Source organism: Lysinibacillus sp. KU-BSD001, assembly GCF_042920265.1.
Classification (GTDB): Bacteria; Bacillota; Bacilli; order Bacillales_A; family Planococcaceae; genus Lysinibacillus_B.
Map to the genome: position 1 here is coordinate 20,695 of NZ_JBDQZI010000001.1, position 23,982 is coordinate 44,676.

Genomic DNA, 23,982 nt, shown 5'->3' on the forward strand with positions numbered 1-23,982 from the left:
ATACTAAAAAGACGTATGGCCATTAAATGCCCATACGTCTTTTGTTAATTGAGGTTCATTTTAAATTCTAAGAAGTATTCGTTATACTTCCCGAGCCATTCTAGCCCAAGGTTTTCGTATACTTCTAAATGTTTGCGTAGTTCTTCATCTGGATAGAAGCGCTCGTCTGTAATGACTTCTTCATCCATTAACGCCCAAGCGGCTGAGTTCGGGGTAGAGTAGCCAACATAATCTGCATTTTGTGCTGCATTTTCAGCATCTAACATAAAGTTAATGAATGCATGTGCACCTGCTACGTTTTTAGATGTTTTAGGAATGACCATGTTATCGAACCAAAGATTAGACCCTTCTTCTGGAACGGCAAAATCGAGCTCTTCATTTTCCCACATCATATCCGCTGCTTGCCCTGACCAAGTAAGGGCAACAGTTGCTTCATTGTTAATCATCAGTGGTGTAATTTCATCACCGATAATGGCTTTTACGTTAGGCGTTAATTGAATGAGTTTATCCGTTGCTTTACGTAATGCAGCATCATCTTTTAAGTTTAGCGAATAGCCAAGGGAGTTTAAGCCCATCCCCATTACTTCCCGAGAGCCATCCACTAAGAAAATTTTCCCCTTTAAGCGTTCATCCCATAAATCTTCCCAAGATGTAAAGGTTAAATCTTCCGGTACCATTGTTGGATTGTACACGATGCCAACTGTCCCCCAGAAATAAGGGAGAGAGAATTTATTTTTTGGATCAAATGGTAAATCTAAAAAGTACGGATCGATATTTTGAGCATTTGGAATTAATGAATGATCCAGCTCAATAAGCATATCATCTTCAATCATCGTTTCAATCATATATTCAGAAGGAACGGCCACATCATAAGAAGAGCCACCTTGCTGAATTTTTGTATACATCGCTTCGTTTGAATCAAATGTTTCGTAAATGACATGAATGCCTGTTTCTTTTTGGAATTGTTTGATTAACTCGGGGTCAATATATTCGCCCCAATTATAAACCGTTAACGTATCTTTACTGCCGCCCATACCAACCGATTCAAGTGATCTTGACGCGAAGAAAAGCAGGAAACAGGCGATGATAATAGCGATTGTTGCTTGTACTAATTGTTTCATTTCCCAGCCTCCGTTCTTGCTTTTGAGCGGTTTGTTATAAAGTAGTAACCGATGACAACAAGCACTGTAATAAAGAATACTAAGCCTGAGATTGCGTTAATTGTTAAGGTAATGCCCGCGCGAGCCATGGAGTAGATCTCGACTGATAATGTAGAGAACCCATTACCTGTCACGAAGAACGTGACGGCAAAGTCATCTAATGAATACGTAATCGCCATAAAGAAGCCAGCCAAAATACCGGGTGCGATATAGGGTAAGATAACGCGTGTTAAAACGTCGCGCTTTGTAGCACCTAAGTCACGTGCTGCATCGATTAAGGATGTATTCATTTCTAACAGTTTCGGTAAAACCATTAACACAACAATCGGCACACTAAAGGCGATATGTGATACAAGCACAGAAGCAAAGCCTAATTTTACCCCAATCATAGTGAAGAGGATTAAAAAGCTTGCGCCAATGACCACGTCAGGTGATACGATGAGCACATTATTTAATGATAGTAATGTGTTACGCATCTTTTTATCTTTAATGGAAACAATGCCAATCGCGCCAAGCGTACCGACAATGGTTGCAATTAAGCCCGAAAGCAGGGCGACAAGTACGGTATTAATCAAAATAACAATTAAACGTGTATCTTCAAAAACAGCCGCATAATGCTCAAGCGTAAACGATTCAAAATCGTTCATATTGCCACCGCTATTGAATGAATAAAAAATTAAATAGAAAATTGGTGCGTATAAAATGAGAAAGACTAAGGCTAAATAGGCTTTAGAGGCAGTCGATAATTTGTTCATTTATGCGCGGCCTCCTTTCTTTTTCTGACCCGTTAGCATCATAATAATGACCATGAAAATAATTAAAAATACAGCGATTGTGGATCCCATACCCCAGTTTTGTGCGACAAGGAATTGCTGTTCAATAGCTGTACCGAGCGTAATGACCTGATTCCCGGCGATCAAGCGTGTAATCATGAATAGTGAAAGGGCAGGGATAAATGTGACTTGAACCCCTGATTTCACCCCGTCAATTGTTAACGGGAACACAACACGGCGGAATGTCGTCCATGCCGATGCCCCAAGGTCTCTTGCTGCAAACACTAAAGACGGATTTAATTTATCTAATGAGTTGAAAATCGGGATAATCATAAACGGAATAAAAATATATACCGCTACGAAAATAAAACTAAAATCTGTAAATAAAATTTGTTGTGGGTTCAACCCAAATACTTCGATCACTGCATTCATCGGACCGTATAAACCGAAAATCCCGATGAATGCATATGTTTTAAGCAGTAAGTTAATCCAAGAAGGAATAATAATTAACATTAACCAAAGCTGCTTATGCTTTGTTTTTGTTAAGAAATAAGCTGTTGGATAAGCAATGAGTAATGTAAAGAGCGTAATTAAAAAGGCATACCAAAAGCTTGTTAATGTCATTTGTAAATAAATCGTTGAGAAGAATTTTTTATAATTTGCTAATGTAAAATTTCCGTGTAAGTCTAGCATGGAATAATAAAGAACTAAGGCAATGGGCGCAATAACAAATAAGGCAATCCAGACGAAATACGGAAATAATGCTGCACGATTTTTATTCCGCATCTTCGTCATCTCCGTATGCTTCTAAGCGCTTATCAAACTCTTCTTCCGTTTCATTTAAGCGCATAACATGAATTGCCTCTGGATCAAAATCTAAGCCGATTTCTGCCCCTACTTCTGCCTTCTTTAGTGAGTGTACTAACCACTCATTCCCGTCCTGATCGTATGTTGATAATTCATAATGCACTCCACGGAATAGTTGCGTATCTACTTTTACAATTAATTTGCCTTTATCGATTGTTGTAATTTCTAAATCTTCTGGACGAATGACAATATCAATTTTTTCGTTTGGCTTCATCCCGCCATCTACACAGTCAAAAATTTTGCCAGCAAATTGCACTTTATAGTCTTCAATCATAATACCATCTACGATATTGGATTCACCGATGAAGTCTGCCACGAATCGGTTAATCGGCTCATCGTAAATATCCACCGGTGTACCAGACTGCATAATTTCGCCGTTTGATAAGACAAAGATTTCATCACTCATCGCTAACGCTTCTTCTTGATCATGTGTAACGAATACAAACGTTTTACCGAGGCGTTGTTGTAATTCACGAAGTTCATATTGCATCTCCGTACGTAGTTTTAAGTCAAGTGCTGATAAAGGTTCGTCTAGTAAGATCACTTCAGGATCGTTGACGATTGCACGTGCAATCGCTACACGTTGACGTTGACCACCCGACATTTCTGAAATTTCGCGGTTGCCGTATCCAGCTAAGTTGACAAATTTCAATGCCTCTTGTACGCGTTCTTTTATTTCCTGTTCTTTTACCTTCTTTATACGAAGGCCGAATGCTACGTTTTCAAATACATTTAAGTGTGGGAAGAGTGCATAGTCTTGGAAAACAGTGTTGACTTGACGCTCATTTGCAGGGATATGGTTAATGCGTTTCCCGTTAAAGTACACATCGCCAGTTGTTGCCTCTGTAAAACCTGCGATAATGCGTAAAATTGTTGTTTTCCCGCAGCCAGAAGGACCTAATAATGTATAAAATTTACCTCTTTCTAGCTCGAAGTTAATATTTTTTAAAACGACTGTACCGTCGCTGTAAGATTTTGTTACGTTTTCAAAACGAATAATCGTGTTATCCATCATTTGTCCTCCTTCGTTATAAATAAGATTCGGTCGCCACAAGTAGTAGACGCGTTAAACCATTATGTGCGTTAAAAATTTGATGATGTGAAGATGCCTCGTAATAGACAGCGTGTCCTTCGGTTGCGATATACTCCTCATTCCCGATGACGACACGAATCCTTCCATTTAATACATAAAGAAATGTCTCGGATAAGGACGGTTCGAATTGTTTAAATTCTCCGCCCTTTTGCAATGTTAAAATGACCGGCTCCATCTCTTTTTCATTCGACGTCGGAATTAACCAATCAATTGTATATTGTTTATCATGGTCAGTAAAACTTGTTTGATCTTCTTTTGTATAGACAACCGGTTGTTCATCAGCCGTGTCGTCGAAAAATTCTTTTGGGGTTGAGCCTAATACTTCGAGAATATGAAAAAGTGTCTCAATGGAAGGAGAGTTTAAATCACGTTCTAATTGAGAAATGTAGCCCTTTGTTAAATCCGTACGTTCCCCAAGCTCCTCTTGTGTGAGTCCTTTTTTTAATCGTAAAGCTTTAATTTTTGCCCCGATTTGCATGAAGTTTATCCCTCCCAGTATAAGTTTATTAATTCTAAACAAAAAGTATTGAAGTTTACTTTTACAAAACTTTTAGTTTACAAACCAAAAAACATTATACACAATATCAAATGAATTTCAAGTGATGTAGTGAAAATTTTTGTGGGGAAATAAAAGATTTTATAGATAGTGGGGAGTTTTTTTACGTATGTTAAATATATACAAATTAGGAGTTTGTTTTTTTTGGTAAGTGTCATTCGATTCGGCAGAACATATTAAAAGGGAGGCAGTGATGATGATTGAAAGAATAGTCGGGAAAAAGGCCCCTCATTTTGAAATGGATGCAGTATTGGTAGATAAGTCATTTGGGAAGGTATCGTTAAAAGACAGTATGGAGCAAGGGAAATGGACGGTATTACTTTTTTATCCAATGGATTTTACGCCGGTGTGTCCAACTGATCTTACGGCAATCAGTGATCGGTATGATGAATTGCGAGATTTAGATGCAGAAGTGATTGGCATTTCTACGGATACAGTGTATACACATTGGGCATGGGTCAATACAGACCGAATGCAAAATGGTGTAGGCACATTAAACTTTGCGCTTGCAGCAGATACAAATCATCGTGTGTCAAAGCAGTATGGTGTATTTGTTGAGGAAGAAGGGGCTGCGCTTCATGGCTTATTTATTATTAGCCCAACCGGAGTACTACAATATCAAACGGTTTTTTATCAGAATGTTGGGCGAGATGTGGATGAACTATTACGTGTATTACAAGTACTTCAAATGGGGGGGCTATACTCGGTAAATTGGCCTCCTAGTGAAGAGACACTTTAACTACATTCGCATATGATAGCAAAGAGCTAGGAGGGATTAGTGGATGAAGTTACGCGCTCCAATGCCTTCGCTAGACGGAGCGAAGTGGTTAAAAGGTAGAGGATGGACAAATGACATGCTTACAGGAAAGCCAACGTTTATTCATTTTTGGTCTGTGAGCTGTAATTTATGTAAGCATGGGCTAGATGCTATCAATCATTTAGCTGATCAGTATGCGGGGGATTTAAATATTATAGCCGTGCATATGCCGCGTACCGAGGAAGATGTTATTGTAGATAATGTGAAAAAGGTTGTAAAATATTATGATATGCTACAGCCAATAGTAATCGATAATGAGTTTTTAATCACGGATCGATTTAACAATCGATATGTCCCGTCTTATTATTTATTTGACGATAAGGGGCTTTTACGCCATTATCAAGCAGGTGGCAGTGGATTGCGCATACTTGAAAAGCGCATTGAACGGGTTGTTCACGAACATAAAGGTATGGTTTGATGCCATACCTTTTTTATTTGGGTCATTTGCGATACACTTGAAACACATTAGAATAAGGGGGCATTATACGATGAGAAAAGAATTTGTAGTCATCGGACTTGGCCGATTTGGTAGTAGTATTGTTGGAGAGTTAATTGCACAAGGGGCTAATGTTATGGCCATTGATATGTCGCAAGAACGAGTAGATGAATTTGCACAAATTGCGACACAGGCTGTTGTAGCAGATACGACAGATGAGGCAGTCATTAAGTCTCTTGGTTTATGGAATTTTGAGCATGTAATCGTAGCAATCGGGGAAGACATCCAATCGAGTATACTGACAACGCTAATTTTAAAAGAATTAGGTGTACAGCAAATTACAGTAAAAGCGACGAACGATTATCATGAAAAAGTATTGCGTAAAATTGGTGCCGATTTTGTCGTGCATCCTGAACGTGATATGGGGATTCGAATTGCCAATAATATGATATCTAATAATGTACTGGACTATTTAGAACTATCGGACGAGCATTCCATTATGGAGATTAAAGCGAGCGATCGTATTGCTGGACGCTCTCTTGTAGACTTAGACATTCGTGCGAAATATGGGATTAATATTGTAGGGATCAAACGTGGTGAGGAAATTTTAATTACGCCTTCTCCGACAGATCCGATTTTAATGGGGGATATCCTTCTTGTTATTGGCGCGGATGTGGATATTAATCGCTTTATGAAAAAAGCGTTGTAGAAAAGGATAGCGTGTATCTAGTAGGAAAGTTCCTATTGGATACACGCTTTTTATTAAGTGTATAAGAAATTATACTTCCATAATGATTGGTAAAATCATTGGACGACGTTTTGTTTTTTCGAAAAGATAAGGTCCTAAAACGTCTGTAATTTCATTTTTTAATTCAGTCCATTGTGTCGATTTCTCTTGGATGACGTGATTTAAATGTTGCGTAAGCATTTTTTGTGCTTCATTAATCATCGTACCTGATTCGCGCATATACACAAAGCCACGCGAAATAATATCAGGTCCAGCAACGACTTTTTGATTTGTCATATCAACGCTTACAACGACGATGACAAGACCTTCTTCTGAAAGGATACGGCGATCGCGTAGTACGATATTACCGATATCGCCAATCCCGTTACCATCAATATACACATCTCCCGATGGAATGCGACCTGCTACATGTGCTTCTTTCGCACTTAAAGCAAGTACTTCACCATTTTCCATCACAAATGTGTTCTCATGTAATACATCACAATCAACGGCTAGCTCTGTATGCATTTTTAACATACGGTACTCACCGTGGATAGGCATAAAGAATTTCGGCTTCATCAGTCGAAGCATTAACTTTTGTTCTTCCTGTGAGCCATGTCCGGATGTATGGATGCTATTGAGTGAACCATGAATGACTTCAGCACCAGCGCGGAACAGTAAGTTAATAATTTTATTCACGCTCATTGTGTTCCCTGGAATCGGTGAAGAAGAGAACACAACTGTATCGCCAGGTTGAATTTGAATTTGTCGATGCGTTCCGTTTGCGATACGTGATAAAGCAGCCATTGGTTCGCCTTGCGAGCCTGTACATAAAATCATGACTTCATTTGCAGGTAAACGATTAATGCTTTGGGCATCCACGAATGTTTCTTTTGGCGCAGTAATATAACCTAACTCACGACCAATTGTAATCGCATTATCCATCGAGCGACCAAACACGGCAATTTTACGACCATGTGCAGCAGCTGCATCTGTTACTTGTTGTAAGCGGTGGATATTTGATGCAAATGTCGCGAAAATAATGCGGCCATCTACTTTTCGAAAAATATCATTAATGCTTTCGCCTACTTTACGTTCAGACATCGTAAAGTTAGGTACTTCAGCATTTGTACTGTCTGATAGTAAACATAAAACACCATCACGTCCGATTTCAGCCATTTTCGTTAAGTTCGCTGGCTCTCCAACAGGCGTAAAGTCGAACTTGAAGTCCCCTGTATGTACGATATTGCCAGGGGGTGTTTTAACAACGATTCCGAACGCGTCTGGAATACTATGTGTTGTACGGAAGAAGCTGACAGATGTTTTTCGGAATTTAATCACATCTTCTTCTTTAATTTCAATTAACTTTGTTGTACGTAGCAAACCATGTTCATCCAGCTTATTGCGTAGTAAACCTAGCGCAAGCTTACCGCCGTAAACAGGAACGTTTACTTGGCGCAGTAAGTACGGAATACCACCGATATGATCTTCATGCCCGTGCGTAATAAATAACCCTTTAATTTTGTCGACATTACGTACTAAATACGTATAGTCCGGAATTACGTAATCAATTCCGAGTAAATCATCTTCAGGGAATTTAATGCCTGCATCAATGAGGATGATTTCATCTTGGAATTGAACACCATATGTGTTTTTGCCGATTTCGCCCAGTCCGCCAAGTGCGAATACAGCTGCTTGATCGTTTTTAACGAACTTCATAATCGATTAAGCATTCTCCAAACGGAAGTTAGGGCTGTTTTGCTCATACTCAAGGTATGCACCTTCTAATAATTGTACAAGCTCGATATTGTATTTGCGGTCTTTTAAATACTGACGAACTTCGCGTTCTGAAGAGGCCTCTACATATAATGATTTTGTGTTTTCGCGAACTGGAATCTCATGCATATTTTCTTGATAATAAACTTTGTAAATCATAATTACTCTCCTTTTAAAACGTACATAGTCATTGCATTTAAGTTTATACTTTATACAACTTTTATGTTATTTGAAATACTTATGTATAAATACATGTCTGAAGAAGTATAAAATAACGAAAGTTATAAAAAGAATCATTTAATAAATGCATTTCCTTTATATTATCACGCAGCTACTTTAAAATAAAGAAAAGCCCTTCAAATTCTGAAGGGCTTAGGCAATTGATTTTTTTCCGAGGATGCCATTTAACCGTTTCAATAATTTCTTTTTGAGCCGTTTTAGCATGGCACATCACTCCTTACATTCATTATAATGAATTTTCAGATATTTGTAAAGGTCTTTTGGTTAAAGAGAGGGTAGATTATATGAAAAAAATTTTATTTTTCGACGTAGACGGTACACTGTACGATAGTGAGAAATGTTTACCTCATTCAACGAAAGAAGCGCTATTTTCTGCGCGTAAAAATGGCTATGAAATTGCTATAGCAACAGGGCGTGCCCCATTTATGATTACGTCTTTACTAGAAGAGCTTGAAATCGATACATATGTGACATTTAACGGACAATATGTGGTGTACAAGGGGGAGGTTATTTTTACGGATTCTATTCCGCGCGATTATTTACAACAAGTGATTGCATTTGGTGAGCGTCGTGGTGAACCTGTTGTATTTTTAGATGATCGTGAAATGATTGCATCGCTTCCAGATAATCATAAGGTAGCATCGAGCTTAGCTACATTAAAATATCCGTATCCTCGTATCGATGCTGCGTTTTATGAAGTGCAAGCAGTCTATCAAACGTTAATTTTTGTAGAAGAAAAAGATGAACATCTATATCGCAAAGCGTTTCCGGAAGTGCAATTTGTACGTTGGCATCCCTATTCATGTGATATTTTGCCTAAATCCGGTTCAAAGGCGCGCGGCATTGAGAAAATCTTGCAACATATTGGGAAGACAATGGATGATGCTGTAGCGTTTGGCGATGGCTTGAACGATATTGAAATGCTACAAGCAGTTGGACTTGGTATTGCCATGGACAATGGGCATGATCGAGCGAAGGCAGTAGCAAATGTCATTGCCCCACATGTGGATGATGATGGCATTTATAAAATTATGAAAGAGTTTGGCATGATTTAACGTTTGTATAAAAAATGGACTGTAGATAATTACAAAGGATGTATCCCAAAAGTAAAAACTTTCGGGATACATCCTTCATTTTTGATCAATATCTACTAAGAAGTCGCATCAGTATGCTTCCTTTGTCATTAATTTCTTTCGTATGGAGTAGCATTTGGGATTTCGCTAAATGGATCTTTTTCGTTAATGCGATCGTAGAACATGACGCCGTTTAAATGGTCGAGTTCATGCTGGAAGGCAATAGCGGGTAGTCCCGACAGTCGCATCTTTTTCTCTTCGCCGTCTACAGTCATAAATTTTACTGTAATGCGTGCGTAGCGGGGTACGTAGCCTGGCACATGACGGTCCACAGAAAGGCAGCCCTCACCAGATGTCATATACGTCTGCTCAACAGAATGACTGACGATTTTTGGGTTGATTGCAACAAAGCTTAATTGCTCTCCTTTTTCATCTGCTAAATGTAAGGCAAACATACGTTTTAAGCTGTTTACTTGATTCGCTGCTAGCCCAATCCCTCCACGTAAACCGTATTTTTCAGCCATTTCAGGATTTTGACTATTAATTAAGTATTCTAGCATATCATGAGCGAGGTTTTGGTCTTCTTTAGTGAGTGGGAAAGTCACTTCTTCCGCACGTGTTCGCAAAGTAGGGTGACCTTCGCGGATAATATCTCCCATTAAAATCATTTAAATACTTCCTTTCGCATTTCTACTTCTGCCTTTAGTATACAATACGGAGCAAGCTGTTCAATGAAAAAACGTTGAAATACGAAAAAAATATCATTGTAAATTATGGAGATGAGAAATGATGAGTTTGATTGAGCGGTTTAAGGGGAAAAATAAAAATGGAGGTGTTATTATAGTACAGAAGTTGTTTTGATATATAACAGATTAGAGTTTTTCGGAATTTTTTATTTTGTATAAAAAAATGCGTTTTATTAGAAAATCAACGATTGACCGATTGTGTTTTCTTCTTTATACTGAGTGGTAAGAAATAGTTGTACTAATAAAAACAAATTAAAAAATAATACAGTTGAAAGGGAGCGTTCACTATGGGAGAAAATAAGTTTGATCCAACTGTAACGTTACATGAAATTGAAGACAAATTTCAAATGTTCCAAATTTTAAATGAAGAAGGAGAAATCGTAAACGAAGAGGCAAATCCAAACCTTTCGGATGAAGAGCTTGTAGAGTTAATGTCTCGTATGGTCTATACACGTATTTTAGATCAACGCTCGATTTCACTGAATCGTCAAGGACGCTTAGGTTTCTATGCGCCAACTGCTGGTCAAGAAGCCTCTCAATTAGCATCACAATTTGCACTTGAAAAAGCAGACTGGATTTTACCTGGCTACCGTGATGTACCGCAAATTGTTATGCATGGTTTACCACTTTGGAAAGCATTTTTATTCAGCCGTGGTCACTTTATCGGTAATCAAATTCCAGAAGGTGTAAACGTATATCCACCACAAATCATTATTGGTGCACAATATATTCAAGCGGCAGGTGTAGCACTTGGTTTGAAGAAGCGTAATGCCAAAGCTGTAGCTGTAACATATACAGGTGACGGTGGTTCATCACAAGGTGACTTCTATGAAGGTATTAACTTTGCAGGGGCAATGAAATCACCAGCAATTTTCTTCATTCAAAACAACCAATTTGCGATTTCTACACCACGCGAATTACAAACAGCAGGTAAGACGCTTGCACAAAAAGGTGTAGCCGCTGGTATTCCAAGTATTTTAGTAGATGGTATGGATCCACTTGCCGTTTACAAAGTAACGAAAGATGCGCGTGAACGTGCGATCAATGGAGAAGGACCAACTTTAATTGAAACAATGACATACCGTTACGGACCACATACGATGGCAGGGGATGACCCAACGCGTTACCGTACAGGTGATTTAGATAATGAATGGGCAGCAAAAGACCCAATTGTACGCTTCCGTAAATTCTTAGAAGCAAAAGGTTTATGGTCACAAGAAAAAGAAGAAGCTGTAATCGAGCGTGCAAAAGAAGAGATTAAAGAAGCGATTAAACAAGCAGACCAGGCACCAAAGCAAAAAGTAACAGAGCTAATCGAGAACATGTATCGTGGTGACTTACCTGCGAACTTACAAGAGCAATTAGCGATTTATAAAGAGAAGGAGTCGAAGTAATATGGCACAAATGACGATGATTCAAGCAATTACAGATGCGCTTCGTTGTGAATTAAAAAATGACGAAAATGTATTAGTGTTTGGGGAAGACGTTGGGGTAAACGGAGGCGTGTTCCGAGCGACGGAAGGTCTTCAAAAAGAGTTCGGTGTAGATCGCGTATTCGATACACCGCTTGCAGAGTCAGGAATTGGTGGGCTTGCAGTCGGTTTATCGCTAACGGGTTTCCGTCCAGTGCCTGAAATTCAATTCTTCGGCTTCGTTTTCGAAGTATTTGACTCCATCGCAGGTCAAATGGCACGTACGCACTACCGTACAGGTGGTACATACAATATGCCAGTCACAATCCGTTCACCATTTGGTGGTGGGGTACACACACCAGAGATGCACTCAGATTCATTAGAAGGGTTAATGGCACAAACACCGGGTTTAAAAGTGGTCATTCCTTCTACACCATATGATGCAAAAGGATTATTAATTTCAGCCATTCGTGATAATGATCCAGTGGTGTTTTTAGAGCACTTAAAATTATATCGTTCATTCCGTGAAGAAGTACCAGAAGAAGCGTACACAATCGAAATCGGTAAAGCGGATGTAAAACGAGAAGGTAAGGATTTATCCATCTTTGCATATGGTTTAATGGTTCATGAAAGCTTAAAAGCGGCAGAAGAGCTTGAAAAAGAAGGGTATTCTGTAGAGGTTATCGACTTACGTACAATCCAACCATTAGATATCGAAACAATTATTGCTTCTGTTGAAAAAACAGGTCGTGCCATTGTTGTACAAGAAGCGCAAAAACAAGCAGGTATTGCTGCAAACGTTGTAGCGGAAATTACAGAACGTGCCATCTTAAGTTTAGAAGCACCGGTTCTTCGTGTAGCAGCACCAGATACAGTATATGCCTTCCCACAAGCTGAGGGTGTATGGCTACCGAACTATAAAGACGTAATGGAAACGGCGAAGAAAGTTCTAACATTCTAAAAAGAGGTGACAAATATGGCATTCAATTTCCGTTTACCGGATATCGGAGAAGGTATCCATGAAGGTGAAATCGTTAAATGGTTCGTAAAACCAGGAGACAAAGTACAAGAAGATGATATTTTATGTGAAGTACAAAACGATAAAGCGGTTGTAGAAATCCCGTCTCCAGTAGAAGGTACTGTCGAAGAGATTTTAGTAGGAGAAGGGACAGTGGCGGTTGTAGGTGACGTACTCATTCGATTTGATGCGCCAGGTTATGAAGATTTAAAATTAAAAGGCGATGACCATGCAGAAGCAAAAGGTGAAGAGAAAACAGAAGCACAAGTACAAGCAACAGCTGAAGCAGGTCAAGAGATAGCGAAGGAACCAACAGCAACAGAAGAGGCGCCAAAAGCTGAAGTCGTACGAGCAGGTGAGCAAGATACGAATAAACGCATCATTGCAATGCCATCTGTACGTAAATTTGCACGTGACAATGGGGTAAATATTCACCAAGTCGCTGGTTCAGGCAAAAATGGCCGTGTTGTAAAAGAAGATATTGAGAAATTTATGAGCGGTGAGCAAGCACCAGTTGCACAACAAGCAGTAGGGGAAGTGCAAGCAACGGAAACGGTAGATGCACCACAAGTAGCGGTACCGGTAAATGTAGAGGGTGAGTTCCCAGAAACACGTGAAAAAATGAGTGGTATTCGTAAAGCGATTGCAAAAGCGATGGTACACTCAAAACAAACAGCACCGCACGTGACATTAATGGACGAAGTAGATGTGACGGCACTTGTAGCACACCGTAAGCGTTTTAAAGACATCGCCGCTGAAAAAGGTGTAAAATTAACGTACTTGCCGTATGTTGTCAAGGCGTTAGTATCCATGTTACGTGAATTCCCTGAGTTTAACCGTTCATTAGATGATGCAACACAGGAAATTATTCAAAAGCATTATTATAATATTGGGATTGCAGCTGATACTGAAAAAGGGCTATTAGTTCCTGTCATTAAGCATGCAGATCGTAAATCTGTCTTCGCTGTATCAAGTGAAATTAATGAGCTGGCAACAAAAGCACGTGACGGCAAGTTAACACCAAATGAAATGAAAGGTGGCTCCATGTCGATTACGAACATTGGATCAGCTGGTGGTCAGTGGTTTACACCAGTAATTAACCACCCTGAAGTAGCAATTTTGGGAATTGGCAGAATTTCAGAGAAACCTGTAATAAAAAATGGTGAAATTGTAGCGGCACCTGTGTTAGCATTATCATTGAGCTTTGACCATCGCATGATCGATGGTGCCACTGCACAAAATGCTTTAAATCATTTAAAGCGTTTGTTAAGTGAACCAGAACTTTTATTAATGGAGGCGTAATAAAATGGTAGTAGGAGATTTTCCAATCGAGATTGATACTCTAGTTGTTGGTGCAGGCCCTGGTGGTTATGTAGCGGCAATCCGTGCAGCGCAAACTGGACAAAAAGTAACAGTAGTAGAGCGCGGTCAACTAGGCGGCGTATGTTTAAACGTAGGATGTATCCCATCAAAAGCATTAATCTCTGTAGGTCACCGCTTTGAGCAAGCGAAGCATTCAGATGATATGGGTGTTGTCGCATCAGACGTGAAATTAGACTGGGCTAAAGCACAAGAATTCAAAAACGGTGTTGTCAAAAAATTAGTAGGCGGCGTTGAAGGTCTATTAAAAGGCAATAAAATAGATATCGTAAAAGGTGAAGCTTACTTTGTTGATGCAAACACTGTACGTGTCATTGATGGCGATAACGCACAAACTTATACGTTCAAAAATGCTATTTTAGCAACAGGTTCTCGTCCAGTTGAAATTCCAACATTCAAATTCACTGAGCGTGTAATCAACTCAACGGGTGCGCTTTCTTTACCAGAAGTACCAGAGAAATTAGTTGTAATCGGTGGCGGTTACATCGGTACGGAGTTAGGTTCTGCATACGCAAACTTAGGTTCACAAGTAACAATTATCGAGGGTGGAAAAGACATCCTAGCTGGTTTCGAAAAGCAAATGACACAGGTCGTGAAAAAAGGCTTAAAGAAAAAAGGCGTAGAAGTAGTAGTAGGCGCATCAGCTAAAGGTGTACAAGAAAATGAAAACGGCGTAATCGTAACATACGAAGTTGGCGGAGAAGAAAAAACAGTTGAAGCAAACTACGTATTAGTAACTGTAGGTCGTCGTCCAAATACAGATGAAATGGGTCTTGAGCAAATCGGTGTTAAATTTGCAGAGCGCGGTTTACTTGAAGTAGATAAACAATGTCGTACGTCAGTACCAAACATTTACGCAATTGGTGATATCGTAGCGGGTCCACAACTTGCACATAAAGCATCTTACGAAGGTAAAGTAGCAGCAGAAGCAATCGCTGGCGAGCATTCAATCGTAGATTACTTAGCAATTCCAGCAGTATGCTTCACAGATCCAGAACTTGCTACTGTAGGTTACTCAGAAGACCAAGCAAAAGCAGAAGGTATCGAAGTGAAAGCGGCGAAGTTCCCATTCGCTGCAAACGGTCGTGCATTAGCTTTAAACGCTACAGAAGGTTTCGTAAAACTTGTTGCGCGTAAAGAAGACGGTTTATTAATCGGTGCTCAAATCGTGGGTGCTGGTGCATCTGATATGATCGCTGAAATGGGTCTAGCAATCGAAGCAGGTATGACTGCTGAAGACGTAGCATTAACAATCCATGCTCACCCAACATTAGGTGAGATCACAATGGAAGCGGCTGAAGTATTACTTGGCAACCCAATCCATATCGTATCTAAATAATTGATCAGTAAAGCCTTATTATTTCTTCGGAAATAATAGGGCTTTTTCTATTGATTAATAAAAATAATAGCCCTCATATATTAAGTTTATTTTCATCTTTTAACGTAACGGTTGACTTCAAAAATCAGTGTATACCTTGCTATTGAATCGTCTCATTTGTGTGCGTTTTGAAGAAAAAATGAACGATTTCATTCAAAATAGAGCGCTCTACAAATAGTTATTGTGATAAAAAAGAGAGAAATTTACTGAAAACGGAGGTTGCGCTGAGTGGGGAAAAAGATCTTTTTCGGATGGAAAACGAACAGAATCGAGCTTTTTTCGAAACATATGCCGTCATCGAAATTAGTTGGTGTGTGCCTTTATGATGCGATCATTCATAAAAAAAACGATAACTTACGATTTTTGAATAAAAAATTTATTTGTTCATTTAAAAAACGATGAAAATTGCTACTGGTCGTTTTTGAGATACGACTTAATTATGAATAAGTGCTATTTAGGATAATAGTCCTTGTTTAACACTTATTTTAAATTAAGTTGTATACCGATTTCGCTATGTGACACAATTAGGGGATTCAAAATAATCGATTTCAATGACGAGCAATAAAAATACGTACTCGTTGATTGGATTGGAGGCCACTCGACTGGACTCGGGCAGGAATAAGCATGAGCCGAAATAAATTAGCTGAAGTCGTGCCTGCGGAAAGTGAGTTGGCCGTAGCGGAAATTAACGTATTCCAATGCGTTTCTCAACAATATATAGAATGTTTCAATAATTAATTGAGCAAACATTCATTTCTAATAATTCCCAATGTATAATAGAAGTACATCGGCAAAGGGGGAATGGATGGTGGATTTACAGTTACAAGGCAAAGTAGCCATCGTGACAGGCGCGAGCAAGGGGATTGGCTTTTATACAGCGCTACAGCTCGTAAAGGAAGGGGCACATGTCACGATTTGTGCACGTGGGGAAAAATATTTAGAAGTCGCTGCCGCAAGTATTAAGCAACAAACAGGTGCTGATGTCTTGGCTGTGCCAGCAGACGTAACGAAAGAACAAGATTGCCAAGCAGTCATTGAAAAGACGATTGCTCATTACGGCAAACTTGATATTTTAGTGAATAATGCAGGAACTGCGGCTGCTCATCCATTTGAACAAGTCGCAACAGCGTTATGGCAAACGGATTTAGATGTAAAACTTTTTGGTGCCATTCATTGTGCGAAATATGCAATTCCTTATATGAAGCAATCAGGGGGAGGGGCCATTGTCAATGTGACCGCAGTATTGGCAAAAACACCACCAGCAAGCTCCTTACCGACAACTGTAAGTCGTGCAGCAGGACTAGCCTTAACAAAGGCGATGAGTAACGATTTAGGCGCTTACAATATTCGGGTAAACGCCGTTTGTATTGGGCTGATTCGAAGTGATCAAATTGAAAAACGTTGGCAGAAACAAGCACCACAATTATCGTGGGATGAATATTCAGAGCAAGTCGGTCAATCGATCCCACTTGGTCGCATTGGCAGTACAGAGGAAGCGGCCAATGTTATTACTTTCTTAGTGTCTGATGCAGCATCCTATGTGACAGGGACAACGGTCAATATTGATGGTGGGGCGGGGAGTGCATTATAAAAGCTGTGCGTGAAGATTTTCTTCGCGCACAGCTTTTTTGCTGAAGTAAGAAGGGGGAAATGCCATCTTATTTTGCCTATGTAGACACGACTTGTGAAATGAAAACACGGTTGCTGATTACTAGCGATGTTTCACTTTTTTCTTTTATTGTTATCAGCTTCACGACTATGTGTATTTTTAAATCATCAGATGCACGCCAAGCTTCAAATTGTTCTACTGAATCTCAATACATCATCACGTTCATTTCATCGTGACCTTCTGGTTGTGTACAAATATTCACTTCTACTTTATTAAAAACATCCAATCTAAAATGAAATAGTTTCAAAATTAGCTGTAAGATTTTCTTTCTCTAAATTTAGGAGCCTACAACTCATGTTACATGAGGTGAATTATTCGTGTTTTAATAATGATAGTAGTGTCATTTAAAATATTGACAATGAATAAATCAAGCTATAAAATAAAAATGACATATATGTCATTTTAAGGGGGGTAACTATGCCGAAGGTAAGTCATGAATATGTAATGAAAAAGAAAAACACCATTTTAGAAGCAGCTTTATCGGTTTGTAAAGTTAAGCCACTTTATGAAATTACGATGAGAGATATCATTAAAGCATCAGGAGTAAGTCAAGGAGGAATTTATCGCTATTATTCAGATTTAGATGAAATACTTGTTGAGATTATTAATCAGATTAATACTAATGCTGACTATAAACAAGCTGTGGATATGATTATTAAGAATAGCAAAGCCCCCAAAGAGGCGATAGAAAAGCTATTTACTTTTCTGGGAGAATATATAAAAGAAAACTTATCCACAGTTGGCAAAATTCAATTTGAGCTCACAATCTTATTTGCAAACAATCCAGAGAGACAAAAGAAAATTTTATCCAATATTACTGAAAATCAAAGCGGACAATATTTGGTTGAGAGATTATTTAATACAATTCGTGAGGGAATTTCTTTAGGTAGTTTTCATCCTGAAATATCATTAGAAGATTTGTTTACTTTTATTTTGACATCTATTGATGGCATTGTAAGAGATGTGGTTTTACAAAAATGTTACGGTATGTTCGAAAATGAGCAAGCATTATTTGATGAACTTCGCCTAATGAATACACTATGCAAGTCTGTATTATTATTGTTGAGGTCTAAATAGGGGGGAGCATAATTGGGGAAAGGGGTAAGAAGGTTTCTATTTTATACATTTTTTTCATCGTGGGTACTATGGGGTGGTTTAGCGATACTAACACAATTCAATTTACTCAGATTTGGAACTCCATTATCAATAATATTATTTATTCTTGGTGGTGTCGCACCTGCGATTTGTGAGATTTGGCTAAAAAAGAAATATAGTTCTAAAGAAGAATTTAAAGCGTTTATTAGTAATATAAAAAATCCTAGACACCCATTAATATGGTATCTATTTACGGTAGGACTTGCGTTTTTAGCTTGTTTTCTACCCACTTTTTGGGGAGGGGTATCTATCAAGAATCCCTTATATGTAGCATTAATTAATTTTCCAATCATGATTATTGGTGGTGGTTTGGAAGAAATAGGGTGGCGTGGGTATTTGCAACCTACGTTGCAAAAAAGATGGTCACCATTCACAAGTACACTAATTGTTGGGGCAATTTGGGCAATCTGGCATTTGCCATTATGGTTTGTGGTTGGCTCAAATCAAATGAACATGAACTTTCTTTGGTTTACTTTAATTGCTTTGGCATTATCTTTTTTAATGACTGTTATTTATTTATCTACTAAAAGTATTTTCTTATGTATTATTTTCCATGCTTTAATTAATTCATTTTGGGAGGTATATATTCCGAATACAAATATTTCATCCGCTTTATTTACGGTTTTGTTTGCTCTAGTTATTTTTACTGTATTTGAATTCTATCGAAAGAGGAATAACGCTAAAGGGCGCAATTTAATTCATGAGTAACCACTATTTCACCATTTAACTAATACTATGTTTGTTCGCGGTATATAGGCTATTCATTTAATTTATAGGTGATGGGAATTTGAAATAAGTGTTAAATATTACGAAAGAGTTAAGATGGAATTGGTATTTGAAATTCTCATCCATTTTAATCAATGTGTATTCAAAATAAGTTGTATTACTTCTTGGTAAAATTAATGTTTGCAAGTCATTCTTAATCAAACTGTATTCCAACCTAATAAATAGAAGCCCCCCAACCCAGGAGGCTTTATTTTCATGTTGTTATTAACGACGAATAGTTCCTTCATACAGCCCAATCCACTCATTCACTGTGATTTTGCTACACAGCTCTGCGATTAAATCAAATGGAATATGCTTTGTGGAAGTCCATCGAATACAGCTTTTTCCCATATTTAGCTTAGTCGGAACCGTTTGTGCATACGCTTGTTGAAACCATGTCAGCAGCTGTTCATCTGTATAAATGCCCATATGATAAAGGGATAAATGCCGTTTTTGAGCGGCAATGCTAATGAATGGTAGCGGTGTATTTGGTGTGACATGATAACCTGGTGGATAGGTTTCTAGTGGTACAACATATGAAATCATATTGTACTGCATTGTTTTTTCAAATCCAGCGGGTAAATTTTCTTCAATGGTATGCATTAACTCGATCAATGCATCACGCCATTTATCATCGATTTGTGAAATATATTGTTCAAACATCGTCCCACAACCTTTGCCTCTTAATAAAACATGCATTCACGCTGATCACATATTCATGCGAAGCGCGAATGCACAATGTTGTTATTCTTTTATGAAAACAGGATTATTTAATCCATTATAACGTGCAATTTGATAGGCGTAAAGTAACCCGACAACCGCTGTAGCAGATAATCCGATGATCATCGATAGATTATAGTCTAATCCGAATCCTTCTGGTGCTACCATTAAATACGTAAAGACGACAGCTGTCATAAACATCGCTGGAAGACCAGCAATCCAGTGGAATTTTCCTTCCTTTAATAAGTAAGAAGTCGCTACCCATAGCATCACCGTTGCCACCATTTGGTTTGTCATCCCTACATAGCGCCATAGGAATTGATAGTCAATTGTTGTTAAGTAGAATGCAGGAATTGTCACAGCTACTGTTGCTAAAATCGCGACTGTTTTTGGATTACCTTTAATGCGTGAGCCTAGGAAATCAAGCACAATCATACGAGCTGAACGAAGTGATGTATCGCCTGTTGTAATCGGTAAGATAATCACACTTAGAATAGCTAATAAGCCACCGACAGTACCAAGTAATCCAACGGCAATCTGGTCTACTACACCGCCAGCACCTACTGCCGTAATAACAGTGCCAAGCTCCCCTGTACCGCCAAAGAAGCTCATGCCTGCTGTACACCAAATTAAAGCAATAATCCCTTCCCCAATCATCGCACCATAAAATACTTTGCGTCCCTCTGTTTCTTTTTTGAGTGTACGAGAAATAATTGGGCTTTGTGTAGAGTGGAAGCCAGAAATGGCACCACAAGAAATCGTAATCATTAATAAAGGCCAGATGGGTAAATCAGCTGGATGCAAATTAGCAAACGTTAATTCTGGTATTTTAATATCTGAGAATAATAATGAGACTAAAATAGTACTAGCCATAATTAGTAGTACAGCGCCGAATAACGGATAAATACGACCGATAATTTTATTAATAGGTAAAATCGCTGCGAGTAAAAAGTATAAGAAAATAATCACAATCGCAACCATAAATGTAATGCCTGTTTTCGCGGAAATAACCGCTGCAGGACCTGCTGTAAAGGCAGCAGCTACTAAAATCATTAACACGACAGATACGATATCTGTGAAGACACGCATTGCTTTTCCTAAATATTTTTGGACAAGTGTAGGAAATTGTGCGCCACCATGTCGTAGTGACAGCATACCTGCAAAATAATCGTGAACTGCACCAGCAAAAATACAACCGAATACGATCCAAACCATTGCAACAGGGCCATATAAAGCACCTGCAATCGCCCCATAAATCGGACCAAGCCCTGCAATATTTAATAATTGAATTGTCCAACCTTTCCAAGCGGGCATCGGAATATAATCCAAGTTATCTGTTTTTGTATAGGCAGGGGTCGGTGTTGCATCATTGACAATAAACACCTTTTCCACAAATTTACCGTAAACAATATAACCAATTAGTAATAGAAGTATAGAACCTAAAAGTGTAAACATAAAAACTCTCCTAAAATAATTTCATTTTTTTGATAAATCGAATTATATAACGCAAAAATTATTTTGACAAACTATTTTTAGAAAATTTTATATATTGAAAACGTTCAGTGCTACTAAAAAATTTCATGTAATCGGTTACATGAAATCATTCATCTATTTCATACAGAAATCTTGTTATTTCATTTTTTTTATAATAGACAGATAATTTTGTGAATTTTGAAGTGAACAGGATATCAAAATATGGTAGATTGTATATACAAAAAAATGGTTTATATAGAAAAAGAATCGAAATGTTGGACATTTAAGGGGGCGTAATGAATGACCGTGCAGTATTTTTCAGAACTTGTTCAGAGGTTTCAATGGGAGGGGAAGTATCAAATCTATATTGCAAGCGCAGAAAGCCCACATTTTGAATTTTTAGAAGGACGGGAGGAGCAAGTCCAATTACCTTTTAAGCGATTAACGACCCAACAACAAAATATGGTGAAAATAGTAAATGGCTATACATTTATACTGTTTACGTACCCACATGATTATCAAATTTTAGTCAATGTTTATGAGTATAGTCCAACGAAAGAGGCAGAAATTGTTGTCCTTTATCACTATATGTACCCTTACTATACAAAAGCAGCGATTGAGCGGGAACAGTATAAGCTAGAAAAGGTGATTGAGAGTACGGGGCGTGCTTCATCCTCGTTAAATCCAGAGGAGATTTATAATAATATTTTATCCTACGCACTAGATGTCATTCCACAATGCGATATTGGTACGCTATGGTGGTATGATCATGAACGAGATCGGCTTATTTGTAAAGCATCTGTAGGGAATGTACTACAAGGAATACGTTATATGGGGTTTAAGCGAGGAGAAGGTCCGATTGGTTATACATTTCAGACAGAGAAGTCGTTGCTTTACTATCAACATCAATACGAATTATGGCGACATTTTGAGCCTATATCTGAAGAAAATAATCGATATTGGGATTCCAATTATGAATTTGACAAGGAAGTAAAGTCATTTTTAACTTGCCCGATTAAAGTAGATGACCAAGTAGAGGGCGTTCTATTTTTATGTCAAATCGTTAAACCAGTTGCACCGACTGAAAATGATTTGCAGCTATTAGAAGGTTTTTCTTCTCAAGTAGGGATTGCGATCCGCAATGCACGGCAATATTCACATATCAAAAAATTGAATGACAAGCTCATGAAGCGCGATGAAATTCATACAACATTAACAAAGTTATCAATGCAAAATATGGGTATTCCTAAAATTTTAGAAGAAATGACGAGGATGATTGGGAAGAACTTCATTTTTGTTGATTTACTTGAAAATGAAGTCATACCGACTATGAGAAAGCTACCAAATTATCTATCTTTTAATGATTTGAATGAAGTTTTGCAAGCAAATGAGGCAATGCCTTACTATGAGTTAAAGCGTTCTGGTTATGTGACACATATTGTATATCCAATTCGTTTAGGACAAATCATTTTAGGGTGCATTATTATGGAAGTAAAAGGGGAAATGAGTCAGCTTGAATCCATTGTCATTGAGCAGGGGCATTCTGTCCTAGCGTTGGAGCTCTCACGTAAGCAAAATTTAGCGGAGTTTTACTATAAGAAAAAACGCGATGCTTTTAACGAAATGATGAATACAAAAGAGCAGGAAGTCATTGTACAGAAAGCAAAGGAGTTAATGATTTCACTGAATGAACCGTATATGGTGATTTTATTAAAATTAGCGGAAGAAGTGAGTCCGCATGAAATTGAGGCGTATGTACATAAGCTCATGTCGCAAATGAAGCGTGACTTATTTTCTTATGCGCAGCTACTTTTTGCGGATTATGCAACAATTACGATCGTAGCACGTGCTTCACCAGGAGAAGAAAAGCGGGTACGAAAAGAGCTAAAAAGGATTTGTACAGAATGGAATAAAAAAATCCATGCCCCTTTAAGTTGTGGTGTAAGTACAGTGTACCAGGATCTTTATGCGATTCGAAAAGCGTATCATGAGGCGAAGACCGTGCTATCTTATTTAGATTCACGTAAACAGCACGCGATGATGGATTATGCAGAAATTGGTGTTAATCGTTTATTTATTCATCAAGATGAGCAAGAAATTGGGCGCTTTATTGCAGAAGTGTTTGCACCACTTGAAACACAGCAAAGTATGAATAATGCATTGAAGGAAACGCTACTCATGTATTTTGCGCAAAATCGTTCCGCAACGAAAACAGCGAAAATGCTGCATATTCATATTAATACATTGTATCAACGACTAAAAAAAATTGAAGAAACATTACAAATTTCATTTGAGGATGCTGAACATGTGTTAAAGCTCCAGTTGGCTTGCTATTTAAAGCAATCGTATCAATAATATCATTCATCGTGTAGAACACATGAAAAAGAAGTTATGTTTTCAGTCTAGCAACAACAGCTTGTGCATATAGAATAAGTATATAAATGGTGAGTAAAAGAAGTTGCGCTGTAATTTATTACAGTGCGGCTTTTTTTATGCTGTGATTTTTCACACTGAAAACCGAAAAACAATAGAAAAACATACATTGTATTACTATGTCTGAAAATATAAATTTAAGTTAATAAAGTTCTTTTTTTCTCTTTTGTGTAAGTAAATTCTATTTTGTGGGGGATGGTAGTATGTTTGCGCAAAGCAGTGATTGGAATGACAACGAAGGCAAGGTGATTCCATTATGATGAGCACGACTGAGAAAGCGTATGTGATGATGAGGGGAAAAATTGTGTTAGAAAT

General features: G+C 38.2%; 22 protein-coding genes. 12 read left to right on the forward strand and 10 right to left on the reverse strand.

Annotated elements, in window-relative coordinates; all coding sequences use genetic code 11:
- Nucleotides 1-44: 44 nt before the first annotated feature.
- From AAGS61_RS00100 to AAGS61_RS00120, 5 genes are read right to left on the reverse strand one after another with little or no spacing between them, the layout of a single operon-like run.
- A complete protein-coding gene (locus AAGS61_RS00100) occupies nt 45-1,121 on the reverse strand; it encodes an ABC transporter substrate-binding protein (RefSeq protein WP_391366242.1) in 1,077 nt (358 codons plus the stop codon).
- Nucleotides 1,118-1,915, reverse strand: coding sequence for an ABC transporter permease (locus AAGS61_RS00105; protein ID WP_391366243.1), 798 nt, complete (start codon nt 1,913-1,915; stop codon nt 1,118-1,120). The genes AAGS61_RS00100 and AAGS61_RS00105 overlap by 4 nt, the downstream gene beginning before the upstream one ends.
- Nucleotides 1,916-2,719 carry an ABC transporter permease gene (locus AAGS61_RS00110; protein ID WP_391366244.1) on the reverse strand — a complete coding sequence of 268 codons (804 nt, stop codon included), beginning with the start codon at nt 2,717-2,719 and terminating at the stop codon, nt 1,916-1,918.
- Nucleotides 2,709-3,815 (reverse strand): ABC transporter ATP-binding protein, encoded by a 1,107-nt coding sequence (locus tag AAGS61_RS00115; protein WP_391366245.1) that lies wholly within the window; start codon nt 3,813-3,815, stop codon nt 2,709-2,711. The genes AAGS61_RS00110 and AAGS61_RS00115 overlap by 11 nt, the downstream gene beginning before the upstream one ends.
- Nucleotides 3,816-3,828: 13 nt before the next feature.
- On the reverse strand, nt 3,829-4,371 hold the full coding sequence (locus tag AAGS61_RS00120) for a helix-turn-helix domain-containing protein (RefSeq protein WP_391366246.1): 543 nt from the start codon (nt 4,369-4,371) through the stop codon (nt 3,829-3,831).
- Between the two features lie 274 nt (nt 4,372-4,645).
- Between AAGS61_RS00120 and AAGS61_RS00125 the strand changes: the two genes are divergently transcribed.
- The 3 genes from AAGS61_RS00125 (at nt 4,646) to AAGS61_RS00135 (ending at nt 6,411) form a co-directional block, all read left to right on the forward strand.
- Nucleotides 4,646-5,188 (forward strand): peroxiredoxin, encoded by a 543-nt coding sequence (locus AAGS61_RS00125; RefSeq protein ID WP_391366247.1) that lies wholly within the window; start codon nt 4,646-4,648, stop codon nt 5,186-5,188.
- 43 nt (nt 5,189-5,231) lie between these two features.
- Nucleotides 5,232-5,684 (forward strand): TlpA family protein disulfide reductase, encoded by a 453-nt coding sequence (locus AAGS61_RS00130; protein ID WP_391366248.1) that lies wholly within the window; start codon nt 5,232-5,234, stop codon nt 5,682-5,684.
- A gap of 70 nt (nt 5,685-5,754) precedes the next feature.
- Nucleotides 5,755-6,411, forward strand: coding sequence for a potassium channel family protein (locus AAGS61_RS00135; RefSeq protein WP_391366249.1), 657 nt, complete (start codon nt 5,755-5,757; stop codon nt 6,409-6,411).
- Nucleotides 6,412-6,480: 69 nt separating this feature from the next.
- On the opposite strand, the gene rnjA is transcribed toward AAGS61_RS00135, so the two are convergent.
- Both rnjA and AAGS61_RS00145 read right to left on the reverse strand, forming a co-directional pair.
- Nucleotides 6,481-8,148: a ribonuclease J1 gene (gene rnjA, locus AAGS61_RS00140; protein ID WP_391366250.1), complete on the reverse strand. Its 1,668-nt coding sequence runs from the start codon at nt 8,146-8,148 to the stop codon at nt 6,481-6,483.
- A gap of 6 nt (nt 8,149-8,154) precedes the next feature.
- Nucleotides 8,155-8,364, reverse strand: coding sequence for a DNA-dependent RNA polymerase subunit epsilon (locus tag AAGS61_RS00145; RefSeq protein ID WP_391366251.1), 210 nt, complete (start codon nt 8,362-8,364; stop codon nt 8,155-8,157).
- Nucleotides 8,365-8,729: 365 nt separating this feature from the next.
- Here AAGS61_RS00145 and AAGS61_RS00150 point away from each other — a divergent pair, with 365 nt between their 5' ends.
- On the forward strand, nt 8,730-9,500 hold the full coding sequence (locus AAGS61_RS00150) for a Cof-type HAD-IIB family hydrolase (protein ID WP_391366252.1): 771 nt from the start codon (nt 8,730-8,732) through the stop codon (nt 9,498-9,500).
- Nucleotides 9,501-9,628: 128 nt separating this feature from the next.
- Here the strand turns inward: AAGS61_RS00150 and def are convergent, their stop codons facing one another.
- Nucleotides 9,629-10,186, reverse strand: a complete 558-nt coding sequence (gene def, locus AAGS61_RS00155; RefSeq protein ID WP_391366253.1) for a peptide deformylase — start codon at nt 10,184-10,186, stop codon at nt 9,629-9,631.
- 365 nt (nt 10,187-10,551) lie between these two features.
- Here def and pdhA point away from each other — a divergent pair, with 365 nt between their 5' ends.
- From pdhA to AAGS61_RS00190, 7 genes are all read left to right on the forward strand, one after another.
- Nucleotides 10,552-11,658, forward strand: coding sequence for a pyruvate dehydrogenase (acetyl-transferring) E1 component subunit alpha (gene pdhA, locus AAGS61_RS00160; protein ID WP_391366254.1), 1,107 nt, complete (start codon nt 10,552-10,554; stop codon nt 11,656-11,658).
- 1 nt (nt 11,659) lies between these two features.
- Nucleotides 11,660-12,637: an alpha-ketoacid dehydrogenase subunit beta gene (locus AAGS61_RS00165; RefSeq protein WP_391366255.1), complete on the forward strand. Its 978-nt coding sequence runs from the start codon at nt 11,660-11,662 to the stop codon at nt 12,635-12,637.
- Nucleotides 12,638-12,652: 15 nt separating this feature from the next.
- Nucleotides 12,653-13,996 (forward strand): dihydrolipoamide acetyltransferase family protein, encoded by a 1,344-nt coding sequence (locus AAGS61_RS00170; protein ID WP_391366256.1) that lies wholly within the window; start codon nt 12,653-12,655, stop codon nt 13,994-13,996.
- A gap of 4 nt (nt 13,997-14,000) precedes the next feature.
- A complete protein-coding gene (gene lpdA, locus AAGS61_RS00175; protein ID WP_391366257.1) occupies nt 14,001-15,413 on the forward strand; it encodes a dihydrolipoyl dehydrogenase in 1,413 nt (470 codons plus the stop codon).
- Between the two features lie 847 nt (nt 15,414-16,260).
- Nucleotides 16,261-17,043, forward strand: coding sequence for an SDR family NAD(P)-dependent oxidoreductase (locus tag AAGS61_RS00180; protein WP_391366258.1), 783 nt, complete (start codon nt 16,261-16,263; stop codon nt 17,041-17,043).
- Between the two features lie 495 nt (nt 17,044-17,538).
- Complete coding sequence (locus tag AAGS61_RS00185) at nt 17,539-18,198, forward strand: TetR/AcrR family transcriptional regulator (RefSeq protein WP_391366259.1); 660 nt, start codon at nt 17,539-17,541, stop codon at nt 18,196-18,198.
- 12 nt (nt 18,199-18,210) lie between these two features.
- Entirely contained in the window at nt 18,211-18,984 is a 774-nt protein-coding gene (locus AAGS61_RS00190) for a CPBP family intramembrane glutamic endopeptidase (RefSeq protein ID WP_391366260.1), read from the forward strand.
- 282 nt (nt 18,985-19,266) lie between these two features.
- Here the strand turns inward: AAGS61_RS00190 and AAGS61_RS00195 are convergent, their stop codons facing one another.
- Together AAGS61_RS00195 and AAGS61_RS00200 are read right to left on the reverse strand one after the other, a co-directional pair.
- Nucleotides 19,267-19,704 carry a DUF1801 domain-containing protein gene (locus AAGS61_RS00195; RefSeq protein WP_391366261.1) on the reverse strand — a complete coding sequence of 146 codons (438 nt, stop codon included), beginning with the start codon at nt 19,702-19,704 and terminating at the stop codon, nt 19,267-19,269.
- Between the two features lie 81 nt (nt 19,705-19,785).
- Nucleotides 19,786-21,216, reverse strand: a complete 1,431-nt coding sequence (locus AAGS61_RS00200) for a carbon starvation CstA family protein (RefSeq protein WP_391366262.1) — start codon at nt 21,214-21,216, stop codon at nt 19,786-19,788.
- Between the two features lie 318 nt (nt 21,217-21,534).
- Here AAGS61_RS00200 and AAGS61_RS00205 point away from each other — a divergent pair, with 318 nt between their 5' ends.
- A complete protein-coding gene (locus AAGS61_RS00205; protein ID WP_391366263.1) occupies nt 21,535-23,589 on the forward strand; it encodes a helix-turn-helix domain-containing protein in 2,055 nt (684 codons plus the stop codon).
- The last annotated feature ends 393 nt before the right edge of the window (nt 23,590-23,982 follow it).

What these genes read in the sequence shown, in the direction of transcription:
- lpdA (WP_391366257.1), top strand. Translation starts at nt 14,001, where the DNA reads ATGGTAGTAGGAGATTTTCCAATCGAGATTGATACTCTAGTTGTTGGT.
- AAGS61_RS00200 (WP_391366262.1), bottom strand. Translation starts at nt 21,216, where the DNA reads ATGTTTACACTTTTAGGTTCTATACTTCTATTACTAATTGGTTATATT.
- AAGS61_RS00150 (WP_391366252.1), top strand. Translation starts at nt 8,730, where the DNA reads ATGAAAAAAATTTTATTTTTCGACGTAGACGGTACACTGTACGATAGT.
- AAGS61_RS00120 (WP_391366246.1), bottom strand. Translation starts at nt 4,371, where the DNA reads ATGCAAATCGGGGCAAAAATTAAAGCTTTACGATTAAAAAAAGGACTC.
- AAGS61_RS00195 (WP_391366261.1), bottom strand. Translation starts at nt 19,704, where the DNA reads ATGTTTGAACAATATATTTCACAAATCGATGATAAATGGCGTGATGCA.
- AAGS61_RS00105 (WP_391366243.1), bottom strand. Translation starts at nt 1,915, where the DNA reads ATGAACAAATTATCGACTGCCTCTAAAGCCTATTTAGCCTTAGTCTTT.
- AAGS61_RS00110 (WP_391366244.1), bottom strand. Translation starts at nt 2,719, where the DNA reads ATGCGGAATAAAAATCGTGCAGCATTATTTCCGTATTTCGTCTGGATT.
- AAGS61_RS00205 (WP_391366263.1), top strand. Translation starts at nt 21,535, where the DNA reads ATGACCGTGCAGTATTTTTCAGAACTTGTTCAGAGGTTTCAATGGGAG.
- rnjA (WP_391366250.1), bottom strand. Translation starts at nt 8,148, where the DNA reads ATGAAGTTCGTTAAAAACGATCAAGCAGCTGTATTCGCACTTGGCGGA.
- pdhA (WP_391366254.1), top strand. Translation starts at nt 10,552, where the DNA reads ATGGGAGAAAATAAGTTTGATCCAACTGTAACGTTACATGAAATTGAA.
- AAGS61_RS00130 (WP_391366248.1), top strand. Translation starts at nt 5,232, where the DNA reads ATGAAGTTACGCGCTCCAATGCCTTCGCTAGACGGAGCGAAGTGGTTA.
- def (WP_391366253.1), bottom strand. Translation starts at nt 10,186, where the DNA reads ATGATTTTAATGGGAGATATTATCCGCGAAGGTCACCCTACTTTGCGA.
- AAGS61_RS00115 (WP_391366245.1), bottom strand. Translation starts at nt 3,815, where the DNA reads ATGATGGATAACACGATTATTCGTTTTGAAAACGTAACAAAATCTTAC.
- AAGS61_RS00135 (WP_391366249.1), top strand. Translation starts at nt 5,755, where the DNA reads ATGAGAAAAGAATTTGTAGTCATCGGACTTGGCCGATTTGGTAGTAGT.
- AAGS61_RS00165 (WP_391366255.1), top strand. Translation starts at nt 11,660, where the DNA reads ATGGCACAAATGACGATGATTCAAGCAATTACAGATGCGCTTCGTTGT.
- AAGS61_RS00125 (WP_391366247.1), top strand. Translation starts at nt 4,646, where the DNA reads ATGATTGAAAGAATAGTCGGGAAAAAGGCCCCTCATTTTGAAATGGAT.
- AAGS61_RS00145 (WP_391366251.1), bottom strand. Translation starts at nt 8,364, where the DNA reads ATGATTTACAAAGTTTATTATCAAGAAAATATGCATGAGATTCCAGTT.
- AAGS61_RS00185 (WP_391366259.1), top strand. Translation starts at nt 17,539, where the DNA reads ATGCCGAAGGTAAGTCATGAATATGTAATGAAAAAGAAAAACACCATT.
- AAGS61_RS00170 (WP_391366256.1), top strand. Translation starts at nt 12,653, where the DNA reads ATGGCATTCAATTTCCGTTTACCGGATATCGGAGAAGGTATCCATGAA.
- AAGS61_RS00100 (WP_391366242.1), bottom strand. Translation starts at nt 1,121, where the DNA reads ATGAAACAATTAGTACAAGCAACAATCGCTATTATCATCGCCTGTTTC.